Origin of the sequence: Burkholderia sp. AU45251, from assembly GCF_030482905.1 — a bacterium.
Classification (GTDB): Bacteria; Pseudomonadota; Gammaproteobacteria; order Burkholderiales; family Burkholderiaceae; genus Burkholderia; species Burkholderia aenigmatica.
This window is the reverse complement of sequence record NZ_JAUJQH010000025.1, coordinates 66925-84995: the sequence shown is the minus strand read 5'-3', so window position 1 is coordinate 84995 and position 18071 is coordinate 66925. Positions and strand designations below refer to the sequence as shown.

Annotated in this window: 18 protein-coding genes; 4 read left to right on the top strand and 14 right to left on the bottom strand. The window is 67.4% G+C overall.

Going from position 1 to position 18071, the window contains the following annotated elements; all coding sequences use genetic code 11:
- Positions 1–19 precede the first annotated feature (19 nt).
- The 5 genes from QZM67_RS32580 to QZM67_RS32560 form a co-directional block, all read right to left on the bottom strand.
- Positions 20–343, bottom strand: coding sequence for a hypothetical protein (locus tag QZM67_RS32580; RefSeq protein ID WP_301809685.1), 324 nt, complete (start codon positions 341–343; stop codon positions 20–22).
- Between the two features lie 370 nt (positions 344–713).
- The gene (locus QZM67_RS32575; protein WP_301809682.1) at positions 714–968 is read right to left on the bottom strand and encodes a hypothetical protein; all 255 of its coding nucleotides are present in this window, start codon (positions 966–968) and stop codon (positions 714–716) included.
- A 79-nt stretch (positions 969–1047) separates the two neighbouring features.
- On the bottom strand, positions 1048–2070 hold the full coding sequence (locus QZM67_RS32570) for a DUF2891 domain-containing protein (RefSeq protein ID WP_175023950.1): 1023 nt from the start codon (positions 2068–2070) through the stop codon (positions 1048–1050).
- Between the two features lie 19 nt (positions 2071–2089).
- On the bottom strand, positions 2090–3040 hold the full coding sequence (locus tag QZM67_RS32565) for a DUF979 domain-containing protein (RefSeq protein WP_301809676.1): 951 nt from the start codon (positions 3038–3040) through the stop codon (positions 2090–2092).
- Positions 3037–3726, bottom strand: a complete 690-nt coding sequence (locus QZM67_RS32560; protein ID WP_175023952.1) for a DUF969 domain-containing protein — start codon at positions 3724–3726, stop codon at positions 3037–3039. Before QZM67_RS32560 ends, QZM67_RS32565 begins: the two co-directional genes overlap by 4 nt.
- Before the next feature lie 336 nt (positions 3727–4062).
- On the opposite strand from QZM67_RS32560, the gene QZM67_RS32555 reads away from it, so the two are divergent.
- The gene (locus tag QZM67_RS32555) at positions 4063–4287 is read left to right on the top strand and encodes a hypothetical protein (protein ID WP_011355611.1); all 225 of its coding nucleotides are present in this window, start codon (positions 4063–4065) and stop codon (positions 4285–4287) included.
- Positions 4288–4363: 76 nt separating this feature from the next.
- Here the strand turns inward: QZM67_RS32555 and QZM67_RS32550 are convergent, their stop codons facing one another.
- Positions 4364–4792, bottom strand: a complete 429-nt coding sequence (locus tag QZM67_RS32550; RefSeq protein ID WP_175023953.1) for a hypothetical protein — start codon at positions 4790–4792, stop codon at positions 4364–4366.
- A gap of 137 nt (positions 4793–4929) precedes the next feature.
- A complete protein-coding gene (locus QZM67_RS32545; protein WP_301809671.1) occupies positions 4930–5502 on the bottom strand; it encodes a hypothetical protein in 573 nt (190 codons plus the stop codon).
- A 48-nt stretch (positions 5503–5550) separates the two neighbouring features.
- Here QZM67_RS32545 and QZM67_RS32540 point away from each other — a divergent pair, with 48 nt between their 5' ends.
- Both QZM67_RS32540 and QZM67_RS32535 read left to right on the top strand, forming a co-directional pair.
- The gene (locus QZM67_RS32540; RefSeq protein WP_175026464.1) at positions 5551–6555 is read left to right on the top strand and encodes a chemotaxis response regulator protein-glutamate methylesterase; all 1005 of its coding nucleotides are present in this window, start codon (positions 5551–5553) and stop codon (positions 6553–6555) included.
- Positions 6556–6610: 55 nt separating this feature from the next.
- Entirely contained in the window at positions 6611–7732 is a 1122-nt protein-coding gene (locus QZM67_RS32535) for a diguanylate cyclase (protein ID WP_301809667.1), read from the top strand.
- Positions 7733–7766: 34 nt separating this feature from the next.
- Here QZM67_RS32535 and QZM67_RS32530 read toward each other — a convergent pair whose 3' ends face one another.
- Entirely contained in the window at positions 7767–10016 is a 2250-nt protein-coding gene (locus QZM67_RS32530) for a bifunctional diguanylate cyclase/phosphodiesterase (RefSeq protein ID WP_301809662.1), read from the bottom strand.
- A gap of 185 nt (positions 10017–10201) precedes the next feature.
- Positions 10202–10444 carry a hypothetical protein gene (locus tag QZM67_RS32525; protein WP_301809660.1) on the bottom strand — a complete coding sequence of 81 codons (243 nt, stop codon included), beginning with the start codon at positions 10442–10444 and terminating at the stop codon, positions 10202–10204.
- A gap of 352 nt (positions 10445–10796) precedes the next feature.
- On the opposite strand from QZM67_RS32525, the gene QZM67_RS32520 reads away from it, so the two are divergent.
- Positions 10797–11606, top strand: a complete 810-nt coding sequence (locus QZM67_RS32520; RefSeq protein WP_301809657.1) for an AraC family transcriptional regulator — start codon at positions 10797–10799, stop codon at positions 11604–11606.
- Here the strand turns inward: QZM67_RS32520 and QZM67_RS32515 are convergent.
- From QZM67_RS32515 to QZM67_RS32495, 5 genes are all read right to left on the bottom strand, one after another.
- Positions 11569–13083: a hypothetical protein gene (locus tag QZM67_RS32515; protein WP_301809653.1), complete on the bottom strand. Its 1515-nt coding sequence runs from the start codon at positions 13081–13083 to the stop codon at positions 11569–11571. The two genes, QZM67_RS32520 and QZM67_RS32515, sit on opposite strands and share 38 nt — an antisense overlap.
- Before the next feature lies 1 nt (position 13084).
- Entirely contained in the window at positions 13085–14503 is a 1419-nt protein-coding gene (locus tag QZM67_RS32510; RefSeq protein ID WP_301809650.1) for a DUF6765 family protein, read from the bottom strand.
- Positions 14500–16134 carry an LVIVD repeat-containing protein gene (locus QZM67_RS32505; protein ID WP_301809648.1) on the bottom strand — a complete coding sequence of 545 codons (1635 nt, stop codon included), beginning with the start codon at positions 16132–16134 and terminating at the stop codon, positions 14500–14502. Before QZM67_RS32505 ends, QZM67_RS32510 begins: the two co-directional genes overlap by 4 nt.
- A 57-nt stretch (positions 16135–16191) precedes the next feature.
- Entirely contained in the window at positions 16192–16557 is a 366-nt protein-coding gene (locus QZM67_RS32500; protein ID WP_301809646.1) for a hypothetical protein, read from the bottom strand.
- 495 nt (positions 16558–17052) lie between these two features.
- Positions 17053–17946 carry a LysR substrate-binding domain-containing protein gene (locus tag QZM67_RS32495; protein ID WP_301809642.1) on the bottom strand — a complete coding sequence of 298 codons (894 nt, stop codon included), beginning with the start codon at positions 17944–17946 and terminating at the stop codon, positions 17053–17055.
- Positions 17947–18071: the final 125 nt, after the last annotated feature.

Sequence of the window (18071 nt, the reverse complement as noted above, 5' to 3'; positions counted from 1 at the left end):
CAGTCACGCAGTCACGCAGTCACGCAAGGTGATAACGCAGCCAGAAGGTTTCGCGGCATGCGTTGTCGAACGTCATCCTCGTCGGACCGATTGGCTGCGCATCGGGATGGCGAAGCACGTCGTAGTCGATCCAGCATTCGGCACACAGCAGATCGGACGGCACGCGGTCCTGCTCGACCGAGCGGCGCACGATCGCGCCGTTGTCGAAGCGGTATTCGGTTTCGTCGCGCGTGACCTCGACGTCGTCGTCGGTCCAGCGGTCGTGCGACGTCGCGTGAGACACGATCGACACCGGGCCCGCGAGCCCGTGGATCGCGGCAACGTAGGAAATGAGCTTGTCCATGGCGAGGCGGCGAACGAATGGATGGCCGCCTCGCACAATACGCATGGAACGAGGCAACCCGAGCGCCGAGTATAGCCGCGCGCCGAAGACCTTGCCGCCGGCGGGGTTTCGCGCGACGCCTCCCGCACCAGCGACGCGAACGTCGCGAGCCAGTGCTTGCTCGCGCAACCACGCCCGTGGCATCGCGCTCGGCCCGCGCGCGACGCTCAGCGATTGGCGGGAGAACGTACCGACGATGCGGGAAGCGGCGACGCGGTTCGCGCCAGGAAATGGGTTATGCGGACAACACCCCGCTCATGCCTGATCCGTGAGCAGCATGTCTCGGCACATCCGCTTCCCGGTTCGGCAACGAGTCGCTCAGCCCCGCTATTCACTCGGCATCGCGCAAATACGATCGCAACATTTCAACGAGTTCATCCTGTGAATAGTGAAACTCGTCCCCTGCACTCATTCCTCCAATCGTATCGAGCAAGGTGTCGAGCCGTCGGTCACGGTACCGATACGCCCGGGCATCGAGCGCTTCGGTGTACACATATCGCGCGCACCTGTCCGGGTCATAGGGTTGCGTTTCGATGAACGTCATGATTGCCGTCACCCATGCCCGTTTTTCGTCACGTTGATCCATCGTCCGCTCCTGCATGCACCCTCCATCGCTCGGCTGCCGCGACAGGCGGAAAACCCGTCATGTCGCGGCACCCGCCGCGCTACGCCTCCAGCGCGAGCACCGCGAACGTTGCGAGCCAGTGCTCGCCCATGTAGTCGCCGGCCACGTGCGCGAGCGCGCTCGCGAGATGCCGGTCGGCCGCATCGAGCAGCTTCGCGCGTCGCGCATCGCCTTCCGGCAGCGCGCCGGCCAATGCACGCTGGCACCACGCGCGGCTCAGGTTCAGCCCGTCGAGGTGCGCGATCTTGCCGTCACTGCGATCGCTGACCGTCGCCGGCTCGAACAGCGTCGCCGGCTCGCCGCGCGCGAGATCGGGCAGGAAGCGTGCGAACCAGCCGTCGAATTCGGCGGCCGGCAGCACGCGCCGCATCAGTTCCGCTTCCATCAACGCGGGCGACAGGAATTCGTCGCCCGACGGCTCCCACGCCTGGCATGCGACATCGTTCAGGTGCCAGCGCTTCGCGGTATCGACGATCAGCGCCGCGAGCCCGTCGCGCTGCGTGTCGCGCGCGAAATCGAGCGCGAGCGCCAGCGCGAACGCGGTGTTGAAGTGCGTGCCGACGCGCAGCGGATAGGTCGCTTTCGGCAGGAAGGTTTCGAAGCGCGCCACGAACAGATCGGTGAGCGGCGCCATCGTCTTCGCCCAGCGCGCGGCCTGCGGCAGCGCGCCCTTCAGCGCGAGCCGCTCGAGTTGCGCGGAGAGCGCGAGCAGCCACGCCCAGCCGTACGGCCGCTCGAAGCCGCTGTTGTGCGGCAGCGCGAGATACGCGCGCTCGCCGGCGACGTTCGCATCGGTGAAGTGCGCATCGACGATCGCGATGATGCGTTCGGCCTCGGGCAAGGCCGGGTAGCGTTCGAGCACGCGCAGCACGAGCCAGTAGCCGTGCACGCACGAGTGCCAGTCGTAGCTGCCGTAGAAAATCGGGTGCAGCGCGCGCGGCCCCTGCACGTCGTGCGGCCCTTCGAGCGAATGCGTGAGCTTGTTCGGATATTCGCGGGTCAGGTGCGCGAGCGCGAGCGACGCGAATGTCGAGGCGAGTTCGGGCGTGAGTCGGTCGGTCATGGGCATCTCGTCCTTCGAGTCAGAAGCGGAATACGAACGCGTACATCAGCAGCGTGTTCACGGCGAGCAACAGTACGGCCGTCGGCCACTGCGCCTTGATCACGCCGTTCTTGTCCTTCAGTTCGAGCAGCGCCGCCGGCACGATGTTGAAGTTCGCGGCCATCGGCGTCATCAGCGTACCGCAGAAACCGCTCAGCATCCCGATCGCGCCGACGATCGCCGGGTTGCCGTGGAACTGGTGGACGATCAGCGGCAGGCCGATGCCGGCCGTCATCACGGGGAACGCGGCGAAGCCGTTGCCCATGATCATCGTGAACAGTGCCATGCCGACCGTGTAGGCCGCGACCACCGCGAACGGCGAATCGATCGGCACCCACTCCTTCACGAGCCCCGACACCACGCCGCCGACGCCCGCGACCGCGAACAGCGCGCCGAGCGCCGCGAGCATCTGCGGCAGGATCGCGGCCCAGCCGACCGCGTCCATCGTGTGGCGTGCCTCCTTCACCGCATGCACCGGCGAATCGCGCAGCATCGCGAGCGCGACGGCGAACGCGACGAGCGTGCCGAGCACGAGCGAGATCAGCGTCACGCTTTTCTGGTCGACGAACGGGACAAGCCTCAACGCGAACGTGCCGATCAGCGTGACGACCGGAATCAGCAGCGCGGGCAGGAACAGCGTGTTGCCGAAACGCTGCGCGAGCGTTTCGCGCCGCACGGCCGCGGCCTCCCCGGCTTCATCGGACTTGCCGCGCCCGAGCTTGCCCGAACCGGCAATGACCGCGAGCGCGATCGCGAGGCAGCCCGTCACGAAATGCGGCAGCAGCGCGCCGAACAGGAACGTGACCGCGTAGATCATCCAGAACGCGAAATTGACGATGCGACGGGGGTTCGTGCGGTCGGTCAGGTTGAAGCATGCGAACGCGGCGAACATCAGCCCCGCGAGCGTGTACAGCGATTCGAGGCCGATCATCGCGCGCCCTCCTGCGCGAGCAGGCCGAAGCCGCGCGCCAGCCGGCGGTCGAGCAGCGCGAGGCGCGCGCAGTGGATCAGCAGCGCGGCGATCGCGGTCGGGATCGCCCACACCGACAGATGCAGCGGCTCGATGGAGATCCCGTTCTGTTCGAGAAAGCCCTTGATCAGCAGGATCGACTGGATCGCGATGAAGATGTCCTCGCCGAAGAACACGGCGACGTTGTCGGCAGCCGACGCATGCGCGCGGATCTGCTGGCGCACCGACTCGGGCAGCTCGCCGTGCCGGTTGACGGCGGCGGCCTCGGCCATCGGCGCGATCAGCGGCCGCACCATCTGCGCATGCCCGCCGAGCGACGTGAGGCCGAGCGCGGCGGTCGCCTGGCGCAGCACGAAATACAGCATCAGCACGCGGCCCGTGGTGGCCGCCTGCACGCGCGAGATCATCCGCTTCGCCTGCTCCTTGAGCCCGTTGCGCTCGAGCAGCGCGATCACCGGCAGCGTCAGCCAGATGAGCCCCATGTAGCGGTTTTCGGTGAACGCCTTGCCGAACGCGCTGACGATGTCGACCAGATTCAACCCGCCCGCCAGCCCCGTCGCGAGCCCCGCGATCGTGACCACCAGCAGCGCATTGAAGCGCAGCGCAAAACCGATCACGACGATCGGCACCCCAATCAGCACCAGCATTGCTCCTCCTTGTAGCGGACGCGCGGCGCCGTGGTAACGCGCCGCCTGCCCGGTTTCGACCGGGCTCGGACGGCGCAATCTAACACGAGACTTTATCGACAAAAAGTCGACAATTTGCTGCTTCGGGTAAACGTTGAAGCGTGCGGATACCGTGCCCGGGCCATGTGTCGCCGGTGTTTCATCCGAGGAAACAGTGGTCGGCCGGCCGGCACGGGCGCGCAGGTCGCGGCTCGCCCGTACGCGTTCTGGGGCAGCGTGCGGCGGCCCGCCGCGCGTGGCGGAGCCCCGGTGCGCCGACTAAACTGGAAAGCATCGGCAACGGACGGGAGAGCCGCCATGATTGACGTATTCCAGACCATCGGCAGCCGCGCGTTCTCCGCTCATCTGGCGAAGGACGGGATGGTGACGCTGATGGAGCAACGCCATGAGGTCGATCGCGTGACGCTCGCGACCGCGTATGCCGCGCTCGTCGAGGAGTCCGAGCAGGAAACCGACCTGCTCGACGCGACGGTCGAAGGGATGATGCGCGCGCTGATCCAGGGGTACGCGCGCAGCCATTGACGGCGCGGGCGCGCACCGGGTGCGCGGCCGGTTTTCGCCCGCGCCCGTTGAAGTTGACGACGGGCTTGCGCTGGCGCTACGCGGCCGGCGTGCCGGCGCCCATGTCGAACCACCGGCCCGCGCGCAGTTGCCGGTAGTCGGCCTGCGTGAAGATCCTCAGCAGGTTCGCGACGGCACCGTTGCTGGCGCGGTCGAGTTCCGTCATGAAGGCTTCGACGTCGTCGCGCCCGGCAAACAGGATCGTGCCGAAATAGCGTTCGCGTTCCGTGTCGGACAGGTTCGTTGCGCTCAGCTGGTACGGATGGTGAAGCGCCGCGAACAGGAAGTAAAAGCGCTCGGCATCGTCACTCAGCACGCGCACCGCATCGGGATCGACCGGAAAATCGCGGTAGAACGACGCGTGTCCGCTCTCGATGTAGATCCGGTACAGCAACCCGCCGTCGCGCTCGATCACGATCGGCGCGTGCGGGTCGCGGCTGACGAGTATGGTGTCGGGCGCAGTCATCGCGAACGCCACGCGATGCGGTTGCCCGCCCCCATCCGGATTGCCTGCCATCGTCCGTCCGTGAAAGCCATCTGTAGTGATTCCCTGTCTGCCGGAAAAAGTGCTGCGTGACGCTGCCGGTCGCACGCCAGCCGATGCTAGCGCCTGTCGTAGACCAGGCGCAGCAGAAGATACACGGGATAAGCGACCGCCATGACGATCAGCGCGGCCTCGTGCCCCGACGCCGTTTCCGCGCAACGGCGCACGAACCGCTCGGAGCCGAACAGTCCGATTGCAACCAGCAGCACGCCGCCGATCAGAAACGCGGCGAGCAGCCCGATGCCCCACCCCGGCCAGTTGCCCGCCGGCGCGGCAGACAGGACAAACGCGCTGCCGCCCGCGAAGGCAGCACCGAGCGTCACCAGATAGCTGCGGCAATACGTGGCGCTGATGTCACGGTCTCTCTTTCCGTACCCCATGCTGCGTGGCGGCCATGCTTGTTGTCGAAGGCGCCACGGTAACATGTCCGCTTCGTCGGCCCGTGCCCTTTGCCCGCCCGAAACACCGCGCAGCCATGGAGGAAACGCACTGAAACGGCGCAATGCGCAAATTTTTCGATTGCCGCCGCCCGCGCCGCATGACAGCATGCGGGACGTCGCCAACCGAAAAGAATGCCATGCCGTCCGGCCGCCGATGCCGCCCGGCGGCGCCGAACAGGCAGCCCCTTCCATGAACCCGGCCCACCTCCAACATTACGAACCGACCGGAGAATTCCGCTTGTGAACATCGGCATCGTCAACGACCTCCCGCTTGCCGTCGAGGCGATGCGCCGCGCGATCGCGCGACGGCCCGAGCACCGCGTGCTGTGGGTCGCGACCGACGGCGCGCAAGCCGTCGAGCTGTGCGCCGCACAGCCGCCCGACGTCGTACTGATGGACCTGATCATGCCGAAATTCGACGGGATCGAAGCGACGCGGCGGATCATGCGATCCGAACGACCGTGCGCGATCCTGATCGTGACGAGCTGCATCGGCGCGAATGCGTGGCGCGTGTTCGAGGCGATGGGCGCCGGCGCGCTCGACGCGGTCGATACGCCGCGGTTCGGCGACGGCGCGGCCGGCGACACGACCAGACTGCTGCTCGCGAAGATCGACCAGATCGGCCGCCTGCTCGACGCACCCGGCGGCTCGCGCCTCGCCGGCACGCCCCCTCGCACCGGCGGCGGCCCGCTGGTCGCGATCGGCGCGTCGGCCGGCGGCCCCGGCGCGCTCGCGTCGGTCCTCGGCGGCCTGCCGGCCGATTTCAATGCCCCGATCGTGATCGTCCAGCACGTCGACCGTGCGTTCGCCGAAGGCATGGCGCAATGGCTCGATGGCCAGACCCCGCTCGCCGTGCGCGTCGCGCGCGAAGGCGACCGCCCGCAACCGGGCGTCGCGCTGCTGGCCGCGACCGACGACCACCTGCGCATCACGCGCGCCGGCACGCTCGAATACACGCGCGAGCCGGCCGCCACGCCGTATCGCCCGTCGGTCGACGTCTTCTTCAACAGCCTGACCGAGCACTGGCCCGGCCGCGTGATCGGCGTGCTGCTCACGGGGATGGGCCGCGACGGCGCGATCGGCCTGAAGGCGCTGCGGATGAAGGGCTACCATACGATCGCGCAGGACGAGGCGACGAGCGCCGTGTACGGCATGCCGAAGGCGGCCGCGACGCTCGGCGCGGCGCGCGCGATCCTGCCGCTCGGGCGCATCGCGGGCGAGCTGGCGGCGCTCGCGCGGATCTGAGCCCGATGAGCCCGCGCAACACCCATGCCTGCCCTCGCAACAACCCGCATCGACCATGACCATTGACCTGACTCGCCCGCCAGGCGGCCCCTACACGCCGCCCGCCGACGTGCCGGCGATGGTGCTGCTGGTCGACGACCAGACGATCGTCGCGGAAGCCGTGCGGCGCGCGCTCGTCGACGAGGAAGGGATCGATTTTCATTACTGCCCGCGGTCGGACGACGCGATGGCCACAGCGATCGAGACGCGGCCGACCGTGATCCTGCAGGACCTCGTGATGCCCGGCACCGACGGGCTGAGCCTCGTGAAAGCGTACCGGACGAATCCGGCGACGCGCGACGTGCCGATCATCGTGCTGTCGACGCAGGAAGAGCCCACGATCAAGAGCGCCGCGTTCGCGGCCGGCGCGAACGACTACCTCGTGAAGCTGCCCGACCGCATCGAGCTCGTCGCGCGGGTGCGCTATCACTCGCGCTCGTACATGAACCTGCTGCAGCGCGACGAGGCATACCGCGCGCTGCGGCAATCGCAGCAGCAGTTGCTCGAAGCCAATCTCGAGCTGCGGCGTCTCACGCATTCGGACGGCCTGACCGGACTGTCGAACCGGCGCTATCTCGACGAATACCTCGCCGCCGAATGGCGGCGCGGCACGCGCGAGCGCAGCGAGCTGTCGCTGCTGATGATCGACGTCGACAATTTCAAGCTGTACAACGACACGTACGGCCACGTGTCGGGCGACAGCGTACTCAAGCAGATCGCGTCGACCATCGAGCGCTGCCTCGGCCAGTCGGGCGATCTCGCCGCGCGTTTCGGCGGCGAGGAATTCGCGGTCGTGATGCCGGCCACGTCGCCCGGCGCCGCACGGCTGCTCGGCGAGAAGATCCGCCTCGCGGTCGAGGCGCTGCGGCTGCGGCACGCGCAGTCATCGACCGGCAACACCGTGACGATCAGCATCGGCGGCGCGAGCATCGTGCCGATGCCCGGCCTGCCGACGACCCTGCTGATCGAAGCGGCCGACCGCGCGCTCTATCGCGCGAAGCACGAAGGCAAGAACCGCGTCGAGATCGATGCGACGCCGGGCCCCGGTGGTCCCGGTGGTCCCGGTGGTCCCGGTGGTCCCGGTGGTCCCGGTGGCTTCGGCGGGTTCGGCGGCTTCGGCGCGCCGCGCATCGACTGAACGCCGAACGCTGAACGACGAACGCGCGCCGCGCTCACACGGCGCCGAGCCGGCGCGCGTAGTCGTTCGGATCCAGCGGGCGGCTGAACAGATAGCCCTGCTGCATGTCGCAGCCGATCTGCTGCAGGAACCACGACTGCGCCTGCGTCTCGACGCCTTCGGCCGTGACCTTCATCCCGAGCGAATGCGCCATCGCGACCACGGCCTGCGTGATCGCCACCGAATCGTGATGATCGGGCACGCCGGACACGAACGAGCGGTCGACCTTCAGGTTGTGCAGCGGAAAGCGCTTCAGGTACGCGAGCGACGAATAGCCGGTGCCGAAATCGTCGACCGAGATCCGCACGTTCATGTCCGTGAGCGCCTCGAGCATCGGCAGCACGGTGTCCGTGTCGTTCATCAGCAGTCCTTCGGTAATCTCGAGTTCGAGCGCGGACGGATCGAGCCGCGTCTGCGCGAGGCAGCGATCGACCGATTCGACGAGCCCCTCGTGGAACTGCCGCGGCGACAGGTTGACGGCCAGCATCAGGTCGGGCGCGATCGTGCGGCGCCATTCGGCCGCCTGCCGGCACGCGGTTTCGAGCACCCACTGGCCGATCGCGACGATCAGCCCCGTATCTTCTGCGACCGGAATGAACTCCGTCGGCGACATCGGCCCAAGCTCGGGGCTCGTCCAGCGCAGTAGCGCTTCGGCGCCGACCGTGCGGCCGCTGCGCGCGTCGACGACGGGCTGATACGCGAGCCGCAGCATGTCCGACGAGAGCGCGCGCCGCAGCGACTGCTCGATCGCGAAGCGGCGCTGCAGCCGCAGGTTGAGCTGCGCGGTGAAGAACGTGAAGTGGTTGCGGCCGCGCTGCTTCGCGTCGTACATCGCCGAATCGGCGTTGCGCATCAGCGTGACGGCGTCGTCGCCGTCGCGCGGCGCGACGCTGATCCCGATCGACACGCCGAGCCAGTATTCGTTGTTCGCGATCGCGAACGGCTTCGCGATCGCATCGATCACCTCGCGCGCGAGCACCGCGAGCCGGTCGGGATCGGCGCAGTCCTCGACGAGGATCACGAACTCGTCGCCGCCCACCCGCGTGAGCGCATACTGGCCGCCCCCGCAGGCCGAGAGCCGTGCGGCGACGCTGCGCAGCAGCGCGTCGCCCGCTTCGTGGCCGGCCGTGTCGTTGACCTTCTTGAAGCCGACGAGATCGATGAACAGGATCGCGACGCGTGCAGGCCCGCCCGCCGCATCGTGTCCGCCGAACAGCTCGCGCATGCGGTCGCCGAGCCAGCGGCGGTTGTAGAGGCCCGTCAGCGCATCGCGCGTCGCCAGGTAGCGCAACTGCTGCTGCGCTTCGCGCACGGGGCCGATGTCGTTGAACGACACGAGCACCGAGTCGGCCTGCTTGCCGCCCGGCTTCACGATCGGCACCGCGTTGCCGCGTACCCAGATGACGTCGCCGTCCGCGAGGCCGAAGCCGACCGTGTAGTCGAGCATCGGCGTAGCCGTCTCGAGCGCGCGCCGGCTCGGCCATTCGTCGGGCGCGATCGGCGAGCCGTCCTCGTGCAGCTTGCGCAGGATCACCGTCGACAGCCGGCGGCCGACGAGGTCGCCGTGCACGCGCATCATCCGGTTCGCGCTCGGGTTGCTCGCGACCACGACGCCATCGCGCGACACGACGAGGATCCCTTCGTGCAGGCTGTTGACCACCAGCCGGTGATGTTCCTCGCTGCGCGCGAGCTGTCGCGCGATCCGGTCCTGGTGTACCGCGAGGCCCACGCTGTTGCCGATATCGCGCAACAACGCGGTTTCCTCGTCGCCCGGCCGACGCGGCGTGCGGTGATAGACGGCGAACGCGCCGAGCACCGCGCCGGTATCGTCGAGGAACGGCACCGACCAGCAGGCGCGCAAGCCCAGCGGCAACGCGATCGAACGGTAGTCGGCCCAGAGCGGATCGGTTTCGATGTCTTCGACGGCGACCATCCGGCGCAGGTACATCGCCGTGCCGCACGAGCCGGCCGCAGGGCCGATCGACGCGCCTTCGATCGCCGCGCTGTACTGCGCGGGCAACGACGGCGCGGCGCCGACGTGCACGTGCACGCCGTCGGGATCGAGCAGCAGGATCGTGCATGACGCGCCGTCGCCGAGCAAAGCCTCGGCACGCCGGCAGACTTCGACCAACAGCTCCGGCAGCGGTGTGTTGCGCGTAATCAGTCTCAGCACGCTTTGCTCGGACGCAAGCACTTCCGCCGCGAGCCCGAGACTGTAACGAGAACTTTGCGGTTCGGTATTCAAGATGAATCCTGCCGTCGGTCCGATCGGGTCTGATGCGCCCGATTCGTTTTCGATCCTTCGTGCCGTTTTTCGCCCCGGGTTTACGCCGATGCCCGGTGCGCCCCGTGAAACGCGCGGTGCCAACGCGCGCCGAAAACTATTTAACACCAATCCGTGACACGCCGGGGATCCGTGCGCATCAGGGGTTACGCGCGGTCGGTGCGGCGCTTGCCGCCGGCGGTCAGCTTGCCGAAAGACTGTCGCGCGCGGGCCGACTGCACGAACAGACACGGCGACTGCTCGGCCACCGCGCGGTTGGTCTGCCATGACACCGATTCCATCGGCACGGACGGTGGCGCCACGGCCGCCATCGCGATGTCGGCGACGACCGTCCCGACGTCAAGCCGATCCGCGACGGCAAGGTACGGGTGCAGATCCGCAAGGGACATGGAAGGCGGCCGCGCGTCTTCCGGAACCGGCAAACATCGGACGATTCCGCGTCCAGCGATCCCCTGCCGTGCGGTCGCGCCGTTCGACCGCACGCGGGGCGCCGCTTTTCATCGTCGTCCGGGACAGGTAAGCATCGAGTAAGCGTGACGCCCTACAGTGTGCTGATTCTCCAAGGCGGATCATCGCGGCGAGCGGGTGCTTCGCCCGTATCCGGGCAACATGAAGGGAACAGGCATGCAGAACCGGCCAACGATGCGTTATTTGTGTGCGAAACACCCCGACGGACGCCGGTCGAACTGGCACCCGCCGGCGGGCTGGAAAAGGCAACTGGCGACGCCGTCGCGCGGGGTCGTGGCGATCGATCATTACATCGCGGAAGCGTCGGAGCTGATCGATCTCGAGACGACCGAGCCGGTCTTCGCGTTGCACCTGCAGATGCCGACCGGATTCGAAATGCGTACGGACGGCAACGGCTGGGCCCCGCACGTGATGCGCACGCCGTTGACTTACGTGCCGCCCGGCTTCGGGTGTTCCAGCCGGTGGTCGAACGACATCGAGTGGCTTGCCGTCCACTTCGATGTGTCCTGGCTGGCCCGGTCCGGCCTGCTGCCCGGCACGCCGGCCGTGCCCCGCTTCGACGTGAACGACGATCTGCTCGTGCAGATCATCAGGAGCATCCATGAAGATGCGGTCGCGGGGATGCCTTCGGGGCCGACCTATGTCGAAACCCTGGGTGCAGCCGCGCTCGGCCGCATGTCGTATCTCGAGTCGACGCGCAAGGCCCGCGAGTACACGCATGCGCACGGGATGCGGCGGGCCGTCGAGTACATCCGCGACAATTTCCGCGATCCGCTGACGCTCGTGACGCTGGCCGAAGCGGTCGACTATCCCGGCGACCTGTATTCGTTCATCCGGAACTTCAAGAAAGCCAACGGGGTGACGCCGCATCAGTACATCGTCGAGACCCGGCTGCAAGCCGCCCGCAACCTGATCGAACGCGGCCGATGCGATGTGACCGAGGCCGCGCTCGCGTGCGGCTTTTCGACCACGAGCCACTTCTCGGCCACGTTCCGCAAACGGTGGGGATGCTCGCCGTCCGGGCTCAAGCCGCGTGCCGCGAACGTCACGCGAGCGGCAGCGACAGGATCCACAGGCCGCTGACCGTCAGCACGATCGTCAGCACCAGCAACGGCAACTGGTTGCGCACCACGGTGCCGGCCAGCACGCGATGACGGACGGCGATCGCGTGCGTCACGACCACGCTCAGCACATGGCCGGCGAGAATCAGCAGGACCTGCGCATGCCAGATATAGCCGACGTTGATCAGGAGCGCGGTCGGCGCGACCTGCGCCGGGTCGATCGACAGCAGGTTCCAGCCGATCCCGAGTGGATCGGACAGCAGTGAAACGATCTGCCGCCCCTGGTCGATGAACAGCGTGAAGTAGTGACACACGTTGTAGAACAGCGCGATCGGCAACAGCAACAGGCAGAACTGCCGCGCAAACGAGTGGCCATCCAGCGTCGAACGCGATCCCGCCGCGCCGAGCGCGCAGAAACCCCGGAACAGGCCATGGTAGGCCATCCCGACCGCGGCAAAGGTGGCCCACTGCCCGGCGAGCACGAGTTCCCCTGCGATCGCGTAGTCGTTTTTCAGCGCCGGAAACACCGCGACGATCAGCGGATAGATGCCGCGCCAGAAGAAGGTGTTCCAGACGGCCGTATCGCGCAAGCCGTCGTAGGCCGTCGACGACAGCATGAACGACAGGAAGATCACGACGCTGGTGTCGAACGGCGGTTCCGATGCCATACCAGCGACCGGATTCCTCAGCCTGATGCCGATTTCGCGCGCCGACACGCGACGCCATTCGAGCGGCGACAGTCGTGCGCACAATCCGCATAGGATGCCGAACGCATCGAAATGCCTGAGCCACACGTCGCGGCCGAAGCAGAACGAACCGGCCAGCGCATAGATCGCGTAGCCGGCAAGGAACAGGCTGGCGTCTCGCGGCCGTGCCGTGCCGAACAGCTCCAGCGCGATGAGGGCGACATACACGAGCAGCGCGGGATACGATGCGAAGCCCCGCGGGTAGCGATACCGGCCCCTGTCGAATGCCGGGACGCCGCGCGCCACGATCCGCAGCAGCAACGCAAACGGGTTCGTGAACGCATAGAGGTCGCCGAACACCGCGCTGACGTAGATCGACCCAAGATAGAACCAGAGCCAGAATCCCGACATGCTGAGGTTGACGAACGGGTTCTGGGTGCCGGCGAGGCCCGACACGATCAGCAGGACGACGAAGCCCATGCTCGCGGCCTGCCCCGCTGCGAGCGCCACGGCCGGTATCCGCCCTTCCCGCCGCCATCGGATCGCCGGCGCGCGCGTGTCCGGAATGCGCGCGCCCGATGCGAACGCCAGGATCATGAAGGACACCACCAGCGTGCCGGTGGCCGCGTACGCATAGAGCCACAACGGCACCGGCAGGTAGTACGGAATATTCCACGCATGCGCATCCGCGCAGGTCGGCGCGCAAGCGAGAAGCGCCGCCCCCCCCGGGGCCCGCCGCGCGTTGCGGCGCGGTACCCCGTTGTCGACGGGGGATGTCGCGCCACGCGCACCATCTTCGAAGTCGTCGCGCATATCAGTAATCAGAAGACGAAATCAGTCCCGTGACTTTCCAGCCGGCCCCGCTGCGCTGCTCCGACACCACGCCGATCGTGTCGTAAGGCGCATCGAGCAGCTTGATCAGCGCGACGGCACGCTTGTTTCCGTCGGCCGAATCGGGCAGCGGAAAAACCAGGAACGGCAGGATCGGTGACGGCTTGTCGCCCTCCACGATGAGCGGCAGCACCGCATCGTTCAACGACTTGAAGACCGTGAACGACGCGCGGTTGCGCACGCTCGCGCCGACGCTTCCCGTCGGCTGCGAGGGTGTCCCGATCGCGAGATAGGTGCCGTGATCCCGCAAGCGCCAGCCGGTCAACTGCTCGACCAGCGGGCCGTCTGGCTTGCCGGCGTGGCCGGTGGCCAGCGCGGGCAGCCAGCGCTTGTCCACCGGCGATGTCGTGACCCAGTCGCTGAAGAAGCGTGCGTAGAAATCGACGAGCCCCTTGTCGACGCCGGGCTGCTCGGTCGGCGCGACCGGCTTCGGCACGTCGCGCCGGCCGTGCCAGCGAACCGCCTGCCACGCGGGGCCGTCCGGCAGGCTCGTGCCGTCGAGGAACGACGTGTCCTTCAGGCCGTTCGAGACGAACCAGCCGGATTTCGCGTGCTTGGTTCGCGCGTCGATGAAACCGGCGAGCATCGGCCGGACCTGCTCCCACGAGCGCGCGTTTCTCGACACGCCGTTTATCTTCGGATAACGAGTCATCTGGAGATACGTCGACTTCGCCATCGCCTCCGTATCGACGGGCCAGCGCCAGGTCATCTCGGCAGCATGTCCGGACGGACCACCGCGCTCAAGCGGCGCGGCCATCGCCAGGCCGGCGGCGCATTCGATGCCGTAGCGGCGCCAGTCCGGTACCGACGGCGTGCCTTGATGCGCCCACGCGTCTTGCAGCGCATGCAGCGACCGGCCGAACTCGCCCAGCATGAAAGCCGCGTTGCGACCCTCGGCGCGCCGCAGCGTGGCATCGACCGAAGACCGTGACGCCGGGCCGTCCGGCACCACGATCCGGGCGGCCGACGCGGCCGGCACGCGGGTCTCGCTCGGGTAGTGCGCCGCCTGGGTATCCTGCGCATCGGGCGCGAAGCGCGACAGGCAGGCAAACTGCAGCGGCGACGTCATGTATTCGATCGAGCCCGCATCCATCCGCTGGTCGGCGAGCGCAATCGCGTCGGCCTCGCCGGACGCAAACCCCGCCTGCGTCGCGAGCCAGAACGTGAGACCGAAGTGCACGTCCGCTTCGAACCCCGAGCACGTCAGCGGCATCGCGAGCGCCGCCAGCAAGGCCAGCGCGGCAACGCCCGGATTGCGCCGGGCGCGGCCTCGCGCGCCTGCCCTGCCGGTTGCGACCGCTTCACGCGATGACCCGCGAGCAACCTGTCTGCTATGCGTCAATTGCCGATCTCCGTCGCTTTGGTGCTTTCGGGAAACGGCCATGCGCCGTTTTCGAACGACAGCACGAGCAGCCCGTTGTCCTGGCAGGCGGTCGTCAGCAGATGGCGGTCGAAGTCGAAATCGAGACGCGACGCACACCAGTCCGGGCCGCCCGGGCGGTACTGGCCGAACATCAGGTGCGCGGAACCGGCGCCGGGCGACTTGGCCGAAGGCGGGTTGTAGTACGCGATCTCTTTCGGCTTTGCCGGATCGCGAATGTCGAACACGCGTACGCCGGAATTGAAGTAGCTGCACGCGAGCGCGGTGGCGTTCTCCCGGTTGTCGACGCTGCAGTAGTGCGACCCGTACGTGAACGTGGAAAGGCCGAGAATGTCGGGAATCACCTTGCTGCAGTTCTGCACGGCGTGCGTTTCGAGTCGCAGTTCGGAGACGAGCTGCGGCGCGGCTTCGTTCGACATGTCGTAGATGTGCCCCATCGGAAACGGTGCCACGCCGGCATTGCACGCGGCCTTCACGGCAGTGGCGCCCGGATCCTGAAGCCCGCCCGAGCCGCCTTCATCGACCTCGATCAGATAGGGCTTGCCCGCCACGGAGAACGAGATCGTATGTTGTGCAATGCTGCCGTCCCGCACCGGCATCGTCGCAATCCGGCGCATTTGTGCATTGGGACGCCGGCTCTGTACTTCGCTGGTGTCGATGACGAAGAACCCGTTGTCGCCGGTCGCATTCGGGTTGTCCAGCGGCGGTGCGCTCATGCCGATCGCCGTGCCGCCGTTCCCCGACGAGACGAAGTACGCGCGGTTCCCGTCCTGGCTCACCGACAGTCCGTGGGAAATGGTCCCCATGCCCAGGTCCGGCACACTGATGGCCGAGATCATCTTCGGCCGGGTCGGCACGGTCAGGTCGATCGCGTAATAGGATTTTGTAAGCGCCCCGCCGACGTAGTAGGTAAACCCATCCGGAGAAAACCCGCCTTCGTGGCCGAGCTGCTTGATGGCTGGCACGATGCCGCCGTCTGCGCCCGTGCCGACGGGAACACTGGCAAGCAACTGCGGGCGCGTGCAGTCGGTCGCCACGTCGTACAGGTCGACCTCCGGGCCGCCACCGCCACCGAGCCCGTTGTCGGCAGCCAGGATGCCGCGCGCCACGTTCACACGCAGCGATTCCCACGGATCGATCATCGCCGTGGACGTCAGCGAACTCACCCGCACCGGCTTGGCCGGATCGGTGATGTCGATCACCGGCACGCCCGGGTTCACGCGCGGCGGCGCATCGGGATTGTTGAAGGCCGGCGTGGCGCCCATCGTCGCATGGTAGAAGCAGGTGTGGCCCTGCCGGTCGGTGTAGGTCGCGGCCGACCACGACGCGCCCTCGCCCTGAACCTGGCTGACGCGCTTCAGGTTGCAGTTGAAGCCGCCGAATCCGGACTGGCGCAGCGCGGCCGGCACTTGCCCTTGCAGCGCGGTCTCGGGCGTGTCGCCCGGGCTGCAGCCGGGCACCCGTGGCACGACGTAGTCCGCCACCGATACGGCGGGTGTCGTGCTCGTCACGTCGTTGTCGTCTCCGCCGCAGCCGGCGAGCATGAGTGTGCCGAGCGATATCGCAATCGCCAGGCGATTCAGTACGCGCATCTTTGCCTCCTCCTATTTCGAATATCGTTTCGAATTTCGTTTCGATCCGGTTTATCGTTAGTTATCCGGATATATCTCGATGACAGCCACCTCGATCTGCTCGCCGGTCCGGCTGTGAAAGTGCAGCGAAAAGCGCCCGGTGATCCCGACCGGGAGAATGTCCATCGACTGCTCGGTTCCGACGTTGCAAGCCGCGAGCGCACCCGGTATTTCATGCGCCATCAGCACACCCGCCTCTCGCGAATGCACGTTGATATGCGCCGGCATCCCTTCGCGAATCGCGATCACGGATCGTTCCCAGGGCGCCTTGTCCCGATCGACGTCGACGGAAAAGACCTGTTGATCCGGCGGGCGCGTCGACGCGTGCGACAGGTGTCGCGCGACACCGTAGGCCAGCACCAGCGCCGACACGGTCGCGATCAACGCGACGAGTCGACACCGCTGCCGCCGATTCCCTTCCTCCATGGCGGCGCTCCGTTTCATCGGCACTGACGCCGCGCCGTATCTCGTGCCGGCTGGCCGGCCATCCGCGCGGCCATCAGCCGTTCGACGAATGGTAGTGAGCACCCCGATGCAGTGATATCTGCTTATTGCGGGTTGTCGGAAAATTGCGTCCGGAGTAACCCGAGCCAGGGCTGGCCGGGCAAGGTTGGCGCCGAATTTGGGAATCGTCACACGCGAATCTCACGCGCCGACGATCCGCGATCCGCGATCCGCAATGGGCGATGGGCGATGGGTGACGCACGACGGGCGACGGGCGATTCGCGCGCGACGATGCCGGGCGGTTCGATCTCACGCCCTAACCGAGGGCAACGGCCTCGATGCGATGAAGGAACACAACGGGACGCGCAGGCCGGGCCACGGCCCCGACCGCCTCGGCACACCCGGCGGCAACACGCCGAACGCGGCAGCCGCGCGTCAATCCCTGCGGATGTGTTCGGCCAGGAAGTCGATCAACAGACGCACGCGCGGCAGCAGCCCGCGCCGCGACGGAAACACCGCATGGATCACGCCGCCCTTCGGCGCCCATCCGGGCAGCACGTCGACCAGCGTGCCGTTGCGCAAATCGTCCTCGACGACCATGCACGGCAGTTGCACGATGCCGACGCCCTGAATCGCCGCATCGCGCAGCGCATGCAGGTCGTCGGTAATGAAGCGCGGGTGATGGCGCAATGGCACCTGCTCGCCGTTCGGCCCGACCAGTTGCCACACGTGATGCCGCGCCGGGCCCCAGTCGAGGCTCGGCACGCCGGCCAGTTCGGCAGGATCCGACGGCGCGGCGCGCCCGCCGAGCCAGTGCGGCGCGGCCACCAGCCGCTGCGGGCTGTCGCCGAGGATGCGCATCACGAGATCGCTGTCCTCCAGCGGCGGAAAGCGCACCCGCAACGCGAGATCGATGCCTTCGCTCAACAGGTCGACGCGCCGATTCGTCGCCTCGAGATGCACCTGCACCTGCGGATGAATCGCCATGAAGCGCGCGATCAGTTCGCTCACCCGGTATTCGAGCAGCGCGGTCGGGCAACTCACGCGGACGATGCCTCGCGGCTCCGCGTGCCGGCGCTCGATCACCTCGCGCGCCGCATCGGCTTCGACCAGCACGGCGAGGCACCGCTCGTAGAATTCGCGCCCGGTCTCCGTCACCGTGAACCGGCGCGTCGTGCGCTGCAGCAGCCGTACGTCGTACTGCGCCTCCAGCGCCGCGATGCGCCGGCTCAGCGTCGATTTCGGGACGTCCAGCGCGCGCCCCGCCTGCGTGAACCCGCCGTGTTCGACCACCTTCACGAAGTAGTAGAGGTCGTTCAGGTCATCCATGATTGTTCCACCGATAGAACACTGATGGCATTTTAAGGGACTGGAACCCCGTTTGTTGCACGAATAGCATCTTGATTCGACGCGTATCGAGGTCGTCGCAGTGGCCCGGACTGTTCTGGTCAGGG